Origin of the sequence: Streptomyces dengpaensis, assembly GCF_002946835.1 — a bacterium.
In the GTDB taxonomy this organism is placed as follows: Bacteria; Actinomycetota; Actinomycetes; order Streptomycetales; family Streptomycetaceae; genus Streptomyces; species Streptomyces dengpaensis.
On record NZ_CP026652.1, the window covers coordinates 6,773,902 to 6,790,139 of the forward strand.

The following is a 16,238-nucleotide window of genomic DNA, read 5'->3' on the forward strand; positions in this document are numbered from 1 at the left end:
GGGTGGCCACGAGGCCCAGGAGGGGTGATCATGAGAGTCCAGAGCGCACTTCCCATGAGGAGGCACGGGTGGCCGAGACTCTGAAGAAGGGCAGCCGGGTGACCGGCGCCGCGCGCGACAAGCTCGCGGCAGACCTGAAGAAGAAGTACGACTCCGGTGCGAGTATCCGGGCGCTGGCCGAAGAGACCGGCCGCTCGTATGGCTTTGTGCACCGGATGCTCAGTGAGTCGGGCGTCACGCTCCGAGGGCGTGGTGGCGCGACGCGGGGCAAGAAGGCCGCGTCGGCCTGAGGCCGGGCGTCCCCATCGGCTTCGGTGGTGGCCACCCGGTCGGTCGGGTGATCGACCGGGTGGTTACTGTGCAGTCACTTAGGTGTGTGCCTCATGGCGTACGCGCCTGATCCGACCGCATCCATCGGAGGCGCCCCATGGCTTCGTTCGACCCGGTTCTCGACAAGGACGGCGTACGGCTCACCGTTGACGACGCGATCGCCACGGTGACGCTGACCAACCCGGCCAAGCGCAATGCCCAGAGTCCCGCTCTGTGGCGGGCGTTGGCGCAGGCCGGCCGGTCACTGCCGGGCTCCGTCCGCGTGGTGGTCCTGCGCGCGGAGGGCAAGTCCTTCTCCGCGGGGCTCGACCGGCAGGCGTTCACGCCCGAGGGCTTCGACGGGGAACCGTCGTTCATCGACCTCGCGCGCGGCTCCGATGCCGAGCTCGACGCGACCATCGCCGAGTACCAGGAGGCGTTCACCTGGTGGCGGCGTAGCGACGTCGTGTCCGTCGCCGCCGTCCAGGGACATGCCATCGGTGCGGGATTCCAGCTCGCGCTCGCCTGTGACCTGCGCGTCGTCGCGGACGATGTGCAGTTCGCCATGCGCGAGACCAGCCTCGGGCTCGTCCCCGACCTCACGGGGACGCATCCGCTGGTGAGCCTCGTGGGGTACGCCCGCGCGCTCGAAATCTGCGCGACAGGACGTTTCGTGTCGGCCGAGGAGGCCGAGCGCACCGGGCTCGCCAACCTCGCGGTGCCCGGCGGGCAGCTTGACGACGCGGTACGTGACTTGGCGTCGGCGCTTCTGGCCGCGCCGCGTGACGCCGTCATCGAGACGAAGGCCTTGCTGCGCGGCGCGCAGGAGCGGTCGTACGAGGAGCAGCGGGTTGCCGAGCGCGAGGCTCAGGCACGGCGGCTGCGGGACCTTGCGGGGGTGGGGGACTGAGGTTGCCTTGGGGCTTGCGCCCCTCGGGATCTGAGGCCCTTGGTCCACCGCGGCCGCGTGGGGGCTTGTCGCACCCACGCGGCGGAGCCGCATGGGCCACAGCCCCGCGCCCCTGACTGACGCGTCGCTAGTGCACGGCGGTTACCAGCACAGCCACTGACGGGGCGTCCGGCAGGTTCTCCGTGATCGTCGCCCTTACGGCCCTTGCCACGTCCACGGTCCGCTCGTCCGCCGAAACCGCCAGTTCCACGCGGACATGACGGCGTGGCAGGGCCGGATCCGTGCCGGTGACGTCCTCTATGTGTACCGGGCGGCCCAGAGCGGCCGTCAGGTGTGTCACGCCGGGGACGGACAGCGCGGCGGCCGCCACCGGTGACTCGTCGAGGGCCGGGGGCGGGGCGTCCCGGCGTACCGCGGGGGAGGCGTCGTCCTCCTCCAACAGGCCCGTGACCCGTAGGTCCACCTCCGTGACCGTCAGACCCAGACGTTCCGTCGCCGCCCCGGCCAGGGCCAGGCGGAGCCGGGAGGCTGTCGTCGGGAGGGGTTCGATGCCCGGCGCCGTGGGGTCCGCCGCGGCCGTGAACTCGGCGCTGACGCGCAGGGGACCGGGCGGCAGCGCGCTGGGCGGAGGCGGCACGGCGGGGTCGTACGTCTGGTCCGGATCGGCGAGCGCGATCCGCAGCGCGCCGAGGCGCACACCGCGCACGGGATCCGCCGCGCGCCGCAGTACCGACTCGGCCGCCCCCTCCGTGATCCACGCGCCGTCGCGCGGGAGGCCCAGGGGCAGCAGTCTGCCGAGGGCGAGCTGCTGCCGTACAAGCTGCTTCCACCGATCCGCGGTCATTGCTCCAGCCTGCCGTATCTCCGGCGCGCCGCCGTGCAACGCCGCTTACTGTGGGCGAAGGAGGACGACCGAAAGGGACATACGGCGATGACTGACATGGAGCGGAACCGGACGGAGAGCCCGGACAGCGAGCTGGAGCCGCCGCAGACCCGTAAGCCCATCAGGCGTGGCGGCGGAGATCCGGCCACCCGGGGACGGACCACGATCGCCGACGGTGTGGTGGAGAAGATCGCCGGGCTCGCGGCCCGCGACGTGCTCGGGGTGCATGCGATGGGCAGCGGGCTGAGCCGGACCTTCGGGGCGGTGCGCGATCGTGTGCCCGGCGGTTCGAAGTCCGTCACGCGGGGTGTGAAGGCCGAGGTCGGCGAGAAGCAGACCGCGCTCGACCTGGAGATCGTCGTCGACTACGGCGTTTCGATCTCGGACGTCGCCCATGCCGTACGGGAGAACGTCATCGCGGCCGTCGAGCGCATGACCGGGCTTGAAGTCGTCGAGGTCAACATCGCCGTGAGTGACGTCAAGCTGCCGGAGGAAGAAGAAGAGGAGCCGGAGACGCGGCTCGAGTGACCACCCGGCCACCGAACGCCGGTGATCGTCAGGCCATCGCCTGCTGGTGATCATCTGCGGCACGGCACCGTCGTGACCACCCGGCCACCGAACTGCTGAGGAGCGCACCATGAGCTTGGCTGTGATCGGCATGATCGCCGGAATGGCGCTGGGCTTCGCCGGGTACTTCGGGGGGTTCGGGGCCTTCCTGCTGGTGGCCGCCCTGGGTGCCGTCGGCTTCGTCGCCGGGCGGTTCCTGGAGGGCGACCTGGATGTGGGGGACTTCTTCCGTAGTCGTCACGACCGGCGGCGGTGACACGTGCCCGATGAGCCCGGCCGTCTCGGTGAGACGCAACGGCCCGTCACGGTCGTCGCGGCGGCCGAGCGGGGCGCGACCCGGATCGCCGACAGGGTCGTCGCGAAGATCGCCGGGCAGGCGGCACGCGAGGCCGTGGAGGAGCTGCCCCCGGATGCAGCGCGCCCGCACGCGAGCGTCGTCGTGCACCAGGGAAGCGCCCGCGTCCGCATCAGTCTTGAACTCGACTACCCCTCCGACATCGGTGGCCGGTGCGGCGCGGTGCGTCGCCATGTCGCCGAGCGGGTAAGGACGTTGGCGGGGATGGAAGTGCCGGAGGTGGCCGTCCAGGTGGAACGGCTGCATCTGACGCATGCGCCCGGCGCGGCACAGGGGAGGACGCAATGAGCGAGCCCCAGGGCTCGGAGAGCACCCGGCCCACATCTGGCATGCCCGTTCTGGAGAAATCGGCCCAGAGCGCGCTCGGCCAGTCCACGTCCTCGGCGGGCTACGAACCGCTGCACACCGTCGACGACGAAGACGGTGGCCAGGGGCGTTTCTGGTCCGCGCGTCGCATCCCCGCGGGCATCCTCGCGGTGCTGATCCTCGTCGTAGCGGGAGCCTTCCTGTACGACGTCTCGGCCGTACGCGCCGACCGTCCCGCCATGCACTGGCGCAGGGCGCTGGCCCGGCAGCTCGCCGAACGGCCCCTTGACGACACCTGGGTGCTCGTCGGCGCGGGAGTGGCGGCGGCCCTCGGGATCTGGCTGCTCGTCCTCGCCGCCACGCCCGGACTGCGCGAGATCCTGCCGATGCGTCGCACCCACGCCGACGTGCGGGCCGGGCTGCACCGGGGGGCCGCCGCGATGACGTTGCGCGACCGGGCCATGGAGGTCGCCGGGGTGCAGTCGGTCCGGGTCCGTGTGGGGCGCAGGAAGGTCGACGTCCGCGCGGTCTCGCACTTCCGTGAACTCGACGACGTACGCGCCGACTTGGACGCCACGGTCGCCGACGGCATCCGGGGGCTCGGGCTGACCCGGTCGCTTTCGATGTCGGTGCACGTCCGGCGGCCCGGACGGAAGGGGTGAGGGCGGTGTTGCGGATCGTCAACCGCGTACTGATCGGGATCATCGGGCTCGCCCTGGTCGCCCTCGGCGGCTCCGTGCTGGCCGTCGGCCTCGGTCTGAAGCCGCCCCCGTGGTGGATCCACGACGGACGCAAGGATGTGCTGCTCAGCTACGCGGAGCGGACCCGCTGGCGCGACGACGGCTGGTGGTGGCCGACCGTCGTCGCCGCCCTCGCGGTCCTCGTCCTGCTCGCCCTGTGGTGGCTGGCCGCCGTGCTGCGGCGGCGCCGGCTCGCCGAGGTGCTCGTCGACACCGGCGACGGGGAGGGCGCGCTGCTGCGCGGGCGCGCCCTGGAGGGCGTACTGGCCTCCGAGGCACGGCAGTTGGACGGCGTCGCGCAGGCGCACGTCCTGCTGACCGGCCGCCGCAGCACCCCCGAGGCGCGTGTGCGGCTCCTGGTGGAACCGCATGTGGACCCGGGCGCGGCCCTGCACCTGCTGACGGCCGAGGCGCTCGCGCACGCCCGGGACTCGGCGGGCCTCGCCGCGCTCCCCGCGGAGGTACGCCTCCGCGGGGTCAAACACCGTGCCGAGCGGGTGAGCTGACGTCCCGAGCCGAGCCCTTTCGGCCGCCTGGAACCCGTGCCGCCCTAGGGCCTGTCTTTCGGATCACGCCTGGGCCGCGGGGTCTGGCACGCACATCTGCCGCGTTGTCGTCGGTTGCCAACTCCCCCACTCTCGGCTTCGCTCGAGCGGGGGACCCCCATCGCGTTGTCGCCCTCCTCCGCCTTGCAGCTGCACGCACCAGACCCCGCTCACCGGCGGCGATGAGGCAGCGCATCCCGAAGTCGGCGTGATCCGAAAGACAGACCCTAGAACCCGTGCCGCATCCCGCCGTCCACCGGCAGCATGATGCCGGTGAGGTACGACGCCGCCGGCGAGAGCAGGAACGCGGCCGTACGGCCGAACTCCTCCGGGGTGCCGTAGCGGCGCAGCGGAATGCGGGCCTCGTTGGCCGCGCGGGTGGCCTCCGGATCGGCGGAGAGGCCGTCGAGCTCGCGGACGCGGTCGGTGTCGATACGGGCCGGGAGCAGTCCGACGACGCGCAGGCCGCGCGGACCCAGCTCGTCCGCGAGGGACTTGGCGAAGCCCGCGAGGCCGGGGCGCAGACCGTTGGAGATGGTCAGGCCGGGGATCGGTTCGTGCACCGAGCCGGAGAGCACGAATCCGATGACACCGCCCTCGCCGAGCTCTGCGGCGGCCGTGCGGGCCAGCCGCACCGCGCCCAGGAAGACCGACTCGAACGAGGCCGCCCACTGCTCGTCCGTGTTGTCGGTGACGAACCCGGGCGGCGGGCCGCCGACGCTGATCAGGACGCCGTCGAAGCCGCCGAAGTGCTCACGGGTGGTCGCGATCAGCCGGGCCGCGGTCTCCGGGTCGGCGTTGTCGGCGGCGACCCCCACCGCGTTCGGGCCGAGCGCGGACGCGGCGTCGGCGACGCTCTTCTCGTCGCGCCCCGTCACGACCACCTTCGCGCCGTCGGCGACGAGTTCACGCGCGGTGGCGTTGCCCAGGCCACGGGTGGCTCCCGTGACGACGTACACACGGTCCTTCAATCCAAGATCCATGGGCCCTATCCTGCCTGCCCACCCCTGCCTGCGAACAGGGCGAGGGCGGTACCCACCAGGCCGATATGGCTGAACGCCTGCGGGAAGTTGCCGAGCTGCCGGCGGGCGACGGGGTCGTACTCCTCGGACAGCAGGCCGACGTCGTTGGCCAGCCCCACCAGCCGTTCGAACATCTCGTGGGCCTCCCGCGTACGGCCCGTCATGTGCAGCGCGTCCGCGAGCCAGAACGAGCAGACGAGGAAGGCGCCCTCGCCGCCCGGCAGTCCGTCCAGAGCGGGCCCCTCGGTGCTGTAGCGGCGCACGAGGGCGCCCCGGCCGAGCTCTTCCTGGACCGCCTTGATCGTGCCGACGACCCGTGGATCGTCGGGCGGCAGGAAGCCGACGCGGGGGATGAGCAGGAGCGCGGCGTCCAGTTCGCTGGAGCCGTAGAACTGGGTGAAGGTGTTCCGCTCGGGGTCGTAGCCGTACTCGCACACCTCCCGGTGCACCTCGTCGCGCATCGCACGCCAGCCCTCCAGATCGCCGACGAGGTTCGGGTGGGACTCCAGGGTCCGTACGGCGCGGTCGGCTGCCACCCATGCCATCACCTTCGAGTACACGAAGTTCCGGCGCGGGCCGCGCACCTCCCAGATCCCCTCGTCCGGCTGCCGCCACGCCGTTCGCAGGAACTCCATCAGCGCGCACTCCACCCGCCACATGTGCGGCCTGAACGGCAGGCCCGAACGCCGCGCCAGCGACAGCGAGTCGATGACCTCGCCGTACACGTCGAGCTGGAACTGCGTGGCGGCGTCGTTGCCGACCCGGACCGGGTACGAGTGGCCGAAACCGGTCAGCCACGGCACCTCGTACTCGGACAGGCGGCGCTCGCCGGCGATGCCGTACATGATCTGCAGGTCCGCCGGGTCGCCCGCGACCGCGCGGAGCAGCCAGTCGCGCCAGGCCTCGGCCTCCTCCTGGTAGCCGACCGCCAGGAGCGCGCCGAGCGTGAGCGTGGAGTCGCGCAGCCAGCAGTAGCGGTAGTCCCAGTTGCGGACACCGCCCGGCTCTTCGGGCAGCGAGGTGGTGGGGGCGGCCACGATCCCGCCCGTCGGCGCGTAGGTGAGGGCCTTGAGGGTGATCAGGGAGCGCATGACGATGTCCCGGTGCGGTCCGTCGTAACGGCAGCGCGCTGCCCAGGCCTGCCAGTCCGCGACGCTGGCGCGCAGCGCCTCGTGCGGGTCGATCAGCGCAGGGCGTGGCTCGTGCGAGGGATGCCAGGTCAGCACGAAGGCGACCTTCTCGCCCTCGGCGACCGTGAACTCCGAGTGGGTACTGAGGTCCTTGCCCCAGGTGCGCGCGGGCGGCTCGCTGCGCAGCCACACCGAGTCCGGGCCCGCGATCGCCACGCGCTGGCCGCCGGACCGGCGCATCCACGGCACGACCGAGCCGTAGTCGAAGCGCAGCCGGAGCAGGCCGCGCATCGTCACCCGGCCGCTCAGCCCTTCGATGATGCGTACGAGTTCGGGGGCGCGGTCGCGTTGCGGCATCAGGTCGGTCACCCGGACCGAGCCCTCGTCCGTGTCCCACTCGGTGTCGAGCACGAGCGTGTCCGGGCGGTAAGCGCGCCGCGTGCAAGGCCCCGCCCCCTTGGGCGCCATACGCCAGTGACCGTTCTCCGCGTCGCCGAGGAGCGCGGCGAAGCAGGCCCCGGAGTCGAACCGCGGCAGACACAACCAGTCGACGGATCCGTCGCGACCTACCAGAGCGGCGGTCTGTTCGTCCCCGATGAGCGCGTAGTCCTCGATGCGTGGTTGCACGTGGGGCGAAGTTCCCGATGGGAAGCGGGAACAATCGGTTTTTAGCCCGTCCGGCGTTGGAGGACGAGGCCGTTAGGCCGATACGGGGGTCTGGGGGCGGAGCCCTCAGGTACGGGCAGGGCAGGGGCGGCGGGGGCGAAAAACCTCCCCGGATCAGCCCCGGCGCCGCCGGGCGCTACACGGCCGCCGCGGCCGCTTCCGGCGTGGTCTCCGTCGCGGCCGACGCCCGGTCACGCCGCTCGCGGCGGACCAGGACGACCCAGCCCACCGGGACGCCCGCCGAGAACAGCCACCACTGGATCGCGTACGCCATGTGCGGCCCGATGTCGTTGTGCTCGGGGTCGGGGATCAGCTCGGGGGAGTCACCGCTGGGCTCCGGCGCGGTCTGCTCGATGTAGCCGCCGAGGACCTGCTTGCCGAGCCGCTGCGCCTGCTGCTCGCTGTTGATCAGCATGACCTGCCGGTCGGGCAGCCCCCGCACGTTCTTGATGCCGCTGTCGGCAGTCGTCTCGTCGGCCTTGAGCCGACCGGTGACGGTGATCTCGCCCTTCGGGGGCGCGGGGATCTTCGGGAAGACGGTCTGCGCCCCGTCCGCCGGGATCCAGCCCCGGTTGACGACGAGGACCCGGCCGTCTTCGAGGACGAACGGGGTCAGGACGTGGTAGCCGACCTCGTCGTCGGAGTTGGTGCGGCGGCGTACGACCTCCTCGTGCGCCGTGTCGAAGTGCCCCTTCGCGGTCACGCGGCGATACAGGTCGTCGTGCCTGACGTGCTGCCCCGGCGCGGTCAGCGACTCGGCCGGCACCGGCTTCGCGGCCAGTGAGTCGGAGATCACCGCGTTCAGCGCGATCCTGTGCTCATGGCGGTGCAACTGCCAGTAGCCCAGCCGGATCATCGTCGGGATGAGCGCGAGGGTCACGAGGGTGAGGATCACCCACTGCCGGGACAACAGGAAGCGGTACACCCCATTGACGGTACTCGGCACGATTCGGCCCCCGGCGGGAGGGTCCCGCCGAGGGCCGTGCCGAAGCCCCGTGTCCTGGGCCGGAGCCCGGGGTCACACCTTGTCGATGATGCCCACCTTCCCCTCCGCGCGGGCGCAGTGCGCGCCGCAGAACCAGTGGCCCTCGACCTCGACGCCTTGGCCGATGATCTGGACACGACAGTGCTCGCAGATGGGGGCCATCCGGTGGATCGCGCAGGAGAAGCAGTCGAAGACGTGCACCGCGCCCTGGGCGTGCACCTCGAACGTCATGCCGTAGTCATTGCCGCAGACTTCACATCTCGCCATGCGCCACAGGGTGAGGCGCCGACGCGGCGCGGGCGAGCGGGCGCCGGGCGAGTCGCCCGGCAATCACCCGTCTGACGCTCACGCCCGTAGCGCCCCGAGGCGGGCTCCCCTCGGCACGCACCGGCGTGGGTACCACGCGTCAGGCCCTCGGCATGCTCCGGCGTGGGCACCACGCGTCATGCACCCGACGCCGGCTCCACATCGCGCAGCAGCTGTCCGAACGCCGCCTCGTCGATCACCGGCGTCCCGAACTGCCTGGCCCTGACCGCCTTCGATGTACCGGAGTCCGGATCGTTGGTGACGAGCAGGCTGGTGAGCCGGGACAGGCTCGTCGCGACATGCAGCCCGGCCTCGACGGCGCGGTCCTCCAGCAGTTCGCGGTCGACGGAGGTGTCCCCGGAGAAGGCGACCCGCATGCCCTGCTTGAGCGGTTTGCCCTCTTCGTACCGGCCTGGGTTCGGATAGGGGCATGCAGGGCGTTTGCGTGAGGGGCGCCAACTCCCGGACGGGTAACCGCTCCCGGATGAGTAAGCGCCGGCCTGCCGCCCGATGCGCGGCGTCGCGGCGGAGTCGGACCACTCCTTGAGCGGCCGGCACTCAAGGAGCGGCAGTCGTACACCCTTGCTCATGGCGGCCCGCAGGCTCGGCCGGAACGCCTCGGCCAGCACGCGCGCGTCGTCCAGCGCGTGGTGCGCCCGCCGCTGTACGACGCCGAAGTGCGCGGCCAGCGACTCCAGCTTGTGGTTGGGCAGCGGCAGCTCCAACTCCTTGGACAGCGCGATGGTGCACAGCCGCTGACGCACCGGCGCCTCGCGCTCCGCGCGCGCGTACTCCCGCGCGATCATCGACCAGTCGAAGACAGCGTTGTGCGCGACGAGCACACGGTCGGCGAGGTGGGCGGCGAAGTCCTCGGCGATGTCCTGGAAGAGCGGCGCCCCTTCGAGCACGTCGCTCGTCAGGCCGTGGATCCACACCGGGCCCGGGTCACGCTCCGGGTTGACCATCGTGTACCAGTGGTCCTCGACCTCGCCGCGCGCGTCCAGCCGGTAGACGGCGGCCGAGATGATCCGGTCGTCGCGGGCCAGGCCTGTGGTCTCCACGTCGACGACCGCGTACCCCTGCGGATACGCGGCCGGCCAGGAGGCTGGGGGCGCTGCGGTCGTGAGGTCTTCGAGCATGGTCCCTGAGGATACGGGCCGTGACTGACAGTCCGGCCGTCGGCTTCCCGCAAAGGAGAGCCGTCACGGGCCCGCGACGTGGCCACGCGCGCGTGGGGTGACGGCCCGTCAGGGGCAGGCGGTACGACACGGAGCGTACTGCCCAACGCTCCCTTCCCCCTTGGTGGAGATCACCAAGAAGCAAGCGCGTACCGCCGGTAATACTTGTCGGTAACAACCTCTAGCCGCAGCCTGCCGACGGCTCTACGGTGCATCCATGCCGAACCTGCCCGATGTCGTGCTGTGGTCGATACCCGCCTTTGTGCTGCTCACCGTGATCGAGATGGTGAGCGTCCGGATCCACCCGGACGAGGACGCGGCAGGGTACGAGGCGAAGGACGCCGCGGCGAGTGTCGGCATGGGACTCGGGAGTCTCGCGTTCGACTTCCTGTGGAAGATCCCGATCGTCGCCATCTACACGGCGGTCTACGAGCTGACGCCGCTTCGCGTGCCCGTCCTGTGGTGGACCGTGCCGCTGATGCTGCTCGCGCAGGACTTCTTCTACTACTGGTCCCACCGCGGGCACCACGTCATCCGCATCCTGTGGGCCTGCCACGTCGTCCACCACTCCAGCCGGAAGTTCAACCTCACCACCGCACTGCGCCAGCCGTGGACATCGCTCACCGTGTGGCCCTTCTACCTCCCGCTCATCGCCCTCGGTGTGCATCCCGCGGCGCTCGCCTTCTGCTCGTCGGCGAACCTCGTCTACCAGTTCTGGATCCACACCGAGCGGATCGACAGGATGCCCCGGTGGTTCGAGTTCGTCTTCAACACGCCCTCGCACCACCGCGTCCATCACGCCTCCCAAGGCGGCTATCTGGACCGCAACTTCGGGGGGATCCTCATCGTCTGGGACCGGCTCTTCGGATCGTTCGTCCTGGAGACCGAGCGGCCCGTCTACGGGCTCACCAAGAACATCACCACCTACAACCCGCTGCGCGTGGCCACCCATGAGTATGTCTCCATCGCCAGGGACCTGAAGGCGGCGGCGAGTTGGCGCGAGCGGGCGGGGCGGGTGTTCCGGGGGCCCGGCTGGCAGCCGGTGGCCGCGCCGGACCAGCCGGTCGAGGAGCCCGTCGCGTGAACGAGCGCCACGGGCGCGTGCTGCTCGGTGCCTTCGCCCTCGCGGCGGTCGTGGACCTCGTCTCGCTCGCCGCCGGGTTCGACGCCGGGCACACGGTCGCCAAGCCCCTCCTGATGCCCCTGCTCGCGGCCCACGTGGTCGTACGCGGGGGCCCGCGGCTCCTGGTCGCCGCCCTGCTGTGCGGCTGGGGCGGCGACGTACTGCTCCTGTCCGACGCCGACGCGGCGTTCCTCATGGGGATGACGTCGTTCGCGGCGGGGCACGTCTGCTACCTGCTGCTGTTCCGGAACAGCGGGCCCCTGCGCGAAAACGGGGCTCCACGCGCGCGTGGCGCCTGGCTCGCGGGCGGGTACGCCGTCGCCCTGGTCGTCACCGTCACCCTCCTGTGGCCCGACCTCCCCGCAGACCTCCGCGTCCCCGTCGCGGGCTACAGCCTGCTGCTGACCGCGATGGCGTACGGGGCCACGAGGCTCGGGTTCGTCGCGGGTCTCGGCGGCGCCCTGTTCATGCTCTCCGACGCGCTCATCGCCACCGGAGTCGCCGACCGGCCCCAGCTCCCGAGACCGGACCTCTGGATCATGCTCACGTACGCCGCGGCCCAGTTCCTGCTGGTCCGCGGTGTGCTGGGCAGCCTCGGCGCGCGGTCCGCGCCAGCGGCGGCGCACGGTGCGATGCGCTCAACCACCCCCTGAGCGCATCCACCGTCGTCCCGCGCGAACAGGCCCCGCGTCCTGCGCGCCACCCTCAAGGCGCCCGTCGCCACCGGCTCATGACCATCTGATGGGCGGTGGCAGAGCCGTCAGCACGCCCGAGACCGCGACGACCACGCCCAGTGCCACGACCTCCGCACGCGCGGGGGCGCAGGCGCTGAGCGGGTCCGCGGCCCGGCGCAGGCGGAAGCGGGCGCGGACGGCGAGTACGGCGACGGCGGCCACGAGGAGCAGCTTGGCGAGCAGGGCGCGCCCGTAGGCCGTCGTGGTCAGCTGGTCCAGGACCGTGCCGGGCGGCATACGGCGCAGCGCGCTCCACGTGCCCGTGACGGTGATCGCCGCGAACAGAACGGCCGCCACGCGCGCGTAGAGGCCGAGCAGCGCGACACCGGCCTCCGAAGGACGCCCCCTGCGCAGCATCCGCAGGACGTGCAGCAGACCGCCCGCCCACAGTGCAGCGCAGGTCAGGTGAACGAGCGTCAGACCGGAGCCGACCAGCGGGCCGTGCTCCGCCGTGGGGTGCGCGCGCAGCGCCTCCGCGACGGCCACGGCGGCCAGCGGCCACACCTGGGTGACCGGCCGCCGCGAGAGGGCGCACAGCCCGGCCACGACGAACGCGTTGACCTCCAGGAGCGCCAGCTTGCCGTCCCGGGTCTCGTAGAGCCCGCCGACGTCCACGTCGGAGAGACGGCTCGGCAGCAGATTGCCGGTCGCCACGACGGAAGCGAGCCCCAGCGCCGCGACGAACCCGGCGGCAGCGGCGAAGGGCGCCCAGCTGCGCGGTACGTCCCCCGACGGAGCACCGGGCACACGGCGGGCCAGCCGGGCCGCGAACAGCTCGCCCGCGGGAACGCACAGCGCCGCGAACAGGACCGTACGCAGCAGGGCGATACCGCCGGCGCCCGGGGCCGCGGCCTCGCCCGTACCGTCCAGTGCGGTGCGCGGGCCGAGCAGGGGGACCAGGGCCGCGACGGCCACCAGGGCGAGCACGGCGACGGCCCGTCCGACGGCCCGGCGCCGCGCCGGCTCGCTCGCGTCCGCCACCTCGGCTGTCGGGCGTATCAAGGTCACCTCAAGTTCTTCGCCAGAAGTCACAGATCAGGTCAAGTGCGGTGAAACAACTGGCGAAACGCCATTCCGCCCATAGGTATGTTTACGGTCGCCCCGCGGCTCAGGCCCGCCGGGGGCGAATCAGCCACCCCGCCATCCCCGCCCTCCCCGGCTCACGCCCATCGCGCCGCGTCCGTCCCCCAAGGCCCCGGCGGCCGTGCCCAGTCGGCGGGCCCGCCCGCGAAGGAGACCGGCGGCAGGGCGTACCGCAGGCGCCCGAACCCGCTGTCCCGCTCGGCGAGCCAGGCATCCGGCCGGTCGTACCCCAGGACGTCCGCCGCGCCGGAATCGACGCGCCCCGCCTCACCCCGCTCGATCCCGGCGGTGAGCCACGCCGCGGTCCGCGCCAGCGCCAGCCGTACGACGCGGCCGTCCCCTTGCTCCGACTGCTCGGCCAGCGCGCGCAGCACGGCCGCCGCCAGGAGATACCCCGTCCCGTGGTCGAGGGCCTGCGCGGGCAGCGCACCCGGCCGCTCCGGCGACCCCTCCGTCGCGGCGATCCCGGTGGCCGCCTGCACCAGGCTGTCGAATCCCCGCCGCTCACCCCACGGCCCGTACGCCCCCCACGCCGACAACTGCGCCACGATCAGCCCGGGCCTGCGCTCGGCCAGCGCCTCGGGCGAGAGCCCGAACCGGTCCAGGGCACCCGGGCGGTACCCGGTGACGACGACGTCCGCCGCCGCGAGCAGTTCGTCGAAGGTGCGCCGGCCGGTCGTCAGGTCCAGCCTCGCCGACCGCTTCCCGAAGCCCGTGTCCGCGTGCGCGTCCGGGTCTTCCGGCAGGTGCGGCGCGTCCAGGCGCAGCACGTCCGCCCCCAGCAGGGCGAGCGTGCGGGTGGCGACCGGGCCCGCGATGACCCGGCTCAGGTCCAGGACGCGCACCCCGGCGGCGGGCAGCAGCGGATCGCCGTCGAGCGGGGCGCGTACCCGCGCGCGCGTGCTGCCCACCCGGTCGCGCTCGACCAACGGCCGCTCGGCCACCGCGACTCCCTGCTCGTGCGCGGCCCACTCCTCGGCCGTGCGCAGCGCGACGGCGAGGCCGCCGGCGGCGTACACCGTCATCTCCACCTCCCGCGCGGACCGCTCGGCGAGCAGACGCGCCATGTCCTCCACGGTCGCGTCGTCCGCCAGTCCCAACGCGCGGAGCAGCCGCGCCCGGTGATGCGGATAGTTCGCGTGCGTCCGGACCCAGCCGTCCGCCGCCCGCCAGAACCGCGACAGCGGCGCGAAGCTGACCGGCGCGCGCCCGCCCAGCAGCAGATGCCGCTCGCTGACGAAAGCGGTGGCCACGGCTCCGTCGTCCACCGTCACGCGCGGCACCTTCGCGAGACCGGTCCGCCGTGCTGCCAGCTCGGATGCCGCCAGCGCGCACGCGCCCACACAGGCCCGCGCCAACTCCCGTACAGGCAGCCGGGCTTCCAGCGCATCCCCACGCACTACGGTCGAAACCCGGTTGAGCAGCGCGGGGTCTCCGCCCAGCCCCTTCCACACCACAGCCATCGGTGAACGCGTCATACCCGCACTATGCCGGTGAACTCGATCAACAGGGCAGGCGCCCAGTGACGCTTTCTTCGTCGCCGTCGGCTCCCCGCCCGGCGCCATGGCCATCCGCTCGGGACAGCCATGGCGCCGGCGGCGCGGGTGAGGCGCTGGGCTACTTGACCGCTCGCAGCGCGTTGACGATTCCGAATCCGTAGAAACCGTTCACACGCTCGCCGCCCTCGCAGGTGGCGTCCACGACGCCGTCGCCGTTCCCGTCGTACGGGTCGGCCGGGCAGCCCGGGTTGTCCGCCTGGGCCTTCAGCAGCGCCTGGAGCTGCGCCGGAGAGGCCCAGTGGTACTTGGACTTCAGCAGCGCCGCGACACCCGCCACGTGCGGCGTCGCCATCGACGTGCCCTGCAGGAAGCCGTACTGGTTGTTCGGCATGGTGGAGAGGATGCGGCCGTTCTTCGACGGCGTGTCGGGGATCTGGAACCTGTCGCCGCCCGGCGCCGCGACATCGATGACACCGTCGCCGTAGCTGGAGAAGTACGACTTGGCGCTCTTGACGCCGGTCGAGCTGACCGTGACGACGCCCGGCAGCTGGGTCGGCACGTCGAAGCACTCGTGCGGGTCGATCGTGCGGGTGACCGGCGTCGAGTCGTCGGGGCTGGACTCGTCGACGATCGCGTCCGAGTCGAGGTCGTGGTTGGAGTTGCCCGCCGCCGCGACGTTGAGGGTGCCCTTCTTCTGGGCGTACAGCTGGGCCCTGTTGACCGCGTCGACAATGGCGCGCTGATCGGGGTCGTCCACGCAGTTGTACAGCCACGGGTCGACGTAGTAGCTGTTGTTGGTGATCTCGACGCCGTGGTCGGCGGCGAACACGAAGGCGCAGACGACGCTCTCCGGGAAGAAGAGCTGGCCCGCGTCCGGCTCGGCCACCGTGATGCCCGCGACCTTCGCACCGGGCGCCACACCGGCGACACCGACGCCGTTGCGGGCCGCGGCGATCTCGCCCGCGACATGCGTGCCGTGGTAGTGGTCGGCGTCCACCGGACGCCAGGAGCCGTACGTGGTGTCCGGCTTGCCGCCCACGCAGTTCGCGGACTGCGAGGCGGAGAAGTTCGGGGCGATGTCCGGGTGGGTGTCGTCGACGCCGGTGTCGATCACGGCGACGGTCACGTTCTCGCTGCCCGGGTTGATCTTCGCGGCCTTGTCGGCTCCGATGGCCCGCAGGTCCCACTGGTCGGCCTCGAGGGGCTCCTCGCCCGCCGTGGCGCTCCGCGCGACCTTGGCAGCCTCCGCGGCCGACAGCATCTGCACCGCGCCCTCGTCCGTCGTCCCCACGGGCGCCAGCGGCGCCGTCCGGGTCGCACCCGCCGACTGCACTCCGCGCACCGCGCGCATCTGCTTCCCGAAGTCCGGGTTGGCGGAGTGGACGACGATCACGCCGATCTTCTCGTACGCGATGACGACGGTGCCGTCGGCCGCCGCGATCGCTTTCTTCACCGCCGCGATCGTGCGGTGATCCGTGCTGGTGTTGACCACGTACGCCATTTTCGGGCTGTCCGCGTTCGTCGCGGCGGGCGCCGTGCGCGGGGCGGCCGACGCGACGCCCGGCAGGAAGCCGAGCGAGGCGGTGAGCGACAGAACGACCGGCACCGCGAGGGCGAGGCGGCGTCTGGACCGCAGATGAGCCATGGGATCTCCACATCATCCGGAAAACGAAGCTGCCCGAACACAGGTGGTGCCCGGGCAGGTACATGACGGAGTGGTGCAGGCCGAAGCTATCCCGCGCCCGACCTGGCCAGCAATGACTTCCGGCGATGTTCTGAAGACGACTTCGAAAGAAGCCGGGGGAGTTGAACCGGTCCACGCGTGGCGCCGTGACGTTGAGCAGGGAGCCCGAGGACGATCGAGCCCCCCGTTGGATCACGTAGGGAGCCGAGCCGT

The 16,238-nt window shown here is 72.0% G+C and carries 18 protein-coding genes; 9 read left to right on the forward strand and 9 right to left on the reverse strand.

The window, feature by feature from the left end:
- Positions 1–68 precede the first annotated feature (68 nt).
- Both C4B68_RS31195 and C4B68_RS31200 read left to right on the forward strand, forming a co-directional pair.
- A complete protein-coding gene (locus C4B68_RS31195; RefSeq protein ID WP_006123601.1) occupies positions 69–290 on the forward strand; it encodes a helix-turn-helix domain-containing protein in 222 nt (73 codons plus the stop codon).
- Between the two features lie 137 nt (positions 291–427).
- Positions 428–1,219 (forward strand): enoyl-CoA hydratase/isomerase family protein, encoded by a 792-nt coding sequence (locus C4B68_RS31200; protein ID WP_099504648.1) that lies wholly within the window; start codon positions 428–430, stop codon positions 1,217–1,219.
- Positions 1,220–1,346: 127 nt separating this feature from the next.
- On the opposite strand, the gene C4B68_RS31205 is transcribed toward C4B68_RS31200, so the two are convergent.
- On the reverse strand, positions 1,347–2,063 hold the full coding sequence (locus C4B68_RS31205) for a nucleopolyhedrovirus P10 family protein (protein ID WP_099504649.1): 717 nt from the start codon (positions 2,061–2,063) through the stop codon (positions 1,347–1,349).
- Between the two features lie 87 nt (positions 2,064–2,150).
- On the opposite strand from C4B68_RS31205, the gene C4B68_RS31210 reads away from it, so the two are divergent.
- From C4B68_RS31210 to amaP, 5 genes are all read left to right on the forward strand, one after another.
- Positions 2,151–2,630: an Asp23/Gls24 family envelope stress response protein gene (locus tag C4B68_RS31210; RefSeq protein WP_099504650.1), complete on the forward strand. Its 480-nt coding sequence runs from the start codon at positions 2,151–2,153 to the stop codon at positions 2,628–2,630.
- Between the two features lie 109 nt (positions 2,631–2,739).
- Complete coding sequence (locus tag C4B68_RS31215) at positions 2,740–2,925, forward strand: hypothetical protein (RefSeq protein WP_099504651.1); 186 nt, start codon at positions 2,740–2,742, stop codon at positions 2,923–2,925.
- A gap of 3 nt (positions 2,926–2,928) precedes the next feature.
- On the forward strand, positions 2,929–3,312 hold the full coding sequence (locus tag C4B68_RS31220; RefSeq protein WP_099504652.1) for an Asp23/Gls24 family envelope stress response protein: 384 nt from the start codon (positions 2,929–2,931) through the stop codon (positions 3,310–3,312).
- Positions 3,309–3,992 carry a DUF6286 domain-containing protein gene (locus tag C4B68_RS31225; protein ID WP_099504653.1) on the forward strand — a complete coding sequence of 228 codons (684 nt, stop codon included), beginning with the start codon at positions 3,309–3,311 and terminating at the stop codon, positions 3,990–3,992. Before C4B68_RS31220 ends, C4B68_RS31225 begins: the two co-directional genes overlap by 4 nt.
- Positions 3,989–4,576, forward strand: a complete 588-nt coding sequence (gene amaP / locus C4B68_RS31230; RefSeq protein WP_180289336.1) for an alkaline shock response membrane anchor protein AmaP — start codon at positions 3,989–3,991, stop codon at positions 4,574–4,576. Before C4B68_RS31225 ends, amaP begins: the two co-directional genes overlap by 4 nt.
- A 266-nt stretch (positions 4,577–4,842) precedes the next feature.
- Here the strand turns inward: amaP and C4B68_RS31235 are convergent, their stop codons facing one another.
- The 5 genes from C4B68_RS31235 to C4B68_RS31255 form a co-directional block, all read right to left on the reverse strand.
- On the reverse strand, positions 4,843–5,598 hold the full coding sequence (locus tag C4B68_RS31235) for an SDR family oxidoreductase (protein ID WP_099504655.1): 756 nt from the start codon (positions 5,596–5,598) through the stop codon (positions 4,843–4,845).
- 5 nt (positions 5,599–5,603) lie between these two features.
- Positions 5,604–7,394: a glycoside hydrolase family 15 protein gene (locus C4B68_RS31240; RefSeq protein WP_099504656.1), complete on the reverse strand. Its 1,791-nt coding sequence runs from the start codon at positions 7,392–7,394 to the stop codon at positions 5,604–5,606.
- A 175-nt stretch (positions 7,395–7,569) separates the two neighbouring features.
- Positions 7,570–8,358: an SURF1 family cytochrome oxidase biogenesis protein gene (locus C4B68_RS31245; protein ID WP_099504657.1), complete on the reverse strand. Its 789-nt coding sequence runs from the start codon at positions 8,356–8,358 to the stop codon at positions 7,570–7,572.
- 93 nt (positions 8,359–8,451) lie between these two features.
- Positions 8,452–8,685 (reverse strand): hypothetical protein, encoded by a 234-nt coding sequence (locus C4B68_RS31250; RefSeq protein WP_054232337.1) that lies wholly within the window; start codon positions 8,683–8,685, stop codon positions 8,452–8,454.
- Between the two features lie 176 nt (positions 8,686–8,861).
- A complete protein-coding gene (locus C4B68_RS31255; RefSeq protein ID WP_099504658.1) occupies positions 8,862–9,863 on the reverse strand; it encodes a DEDDh family exonuclease in 1,002 nt (333 codons plus the stop codon).
- A gap of 256 nt (positions 9,864–10,119) precedes the next feature.
- Between C4B68_RS31255 and C4B68_RS31260 the strand changes: the two genes are divergently transcribed.
- Both C4B68_RS31260 and C4B68_RS31265 read left to right on the forward strand, forming a co-directional pair.
- Positions 10,120–10,986, forward strand: a complete 867-nt coding sequence (locus C4B68_RS31260; protein WP_099504659.1) for a sterol desaturase family protein — start codon at positions 10,120–10,122, stop codon at positions 10,984–10,986.
- Positions 10,983–11,678: a lysoplasmalogenase gene (locus C4B68_RS31265; RefSeq protein WP_099504660.1), complete on the forward strand. Its 696-nt coding sequence runs from the start codon at positions 10,983–10,985 to the stop codon at positions 11,676–11,678. Before C4B68_RS31260 ends, C4B68_RS31265 begins: the two co-directional genes overlap by 4 nt.
- A gap of 75 nt (positions 11,679–11,753) precedes the next feature.
- Here C4B68_RS31265 and C4B68_RS31270 read toward each other — a convergent pair whose 3' ends face one another.
- From C4B68_RS31270 to C4B68_RS31280, 3 genes are all read right to left on the reverse strand, one after another.
- Positions 11,754–12,767, reverse strand: coding sequence for a CopD family protein (locus C4B68_RS31270; RefSeq protein ID WP_099504661.1), 1,014 nt, complete (start codon positions 12,765–12,767; stop codon positions 11,754–11,756).
- A 152-nt stretch (positions 12,768–12,919) separates the two neighbouring features.
- Positions 12,920–14,320, reverse strand: a complete 1,401-nt coding sequence (locus tag C4B68_RS31275) for a CoA transferase (protein WP_240634535.1) — start codon at positions 14,318–14,320, stop codon at positions 12,920–12,922.
- Between the two features lie 139 nt (positions 14,321–14,459).
- The gene (locus C4B68_RS31280; protein WP_099504663.1) at positions 14,460–15,986 is read right to left on the reverse strand and encodes a S8 family serine peptidase; all 1,527 of its coding nucleotides are present in this window, start codon (positions 15,984–15,986) and stop codon (positions 14,460–14,462) included.
- Positions 15,987–16,238 lie beyond the last annotated feature (252 nt).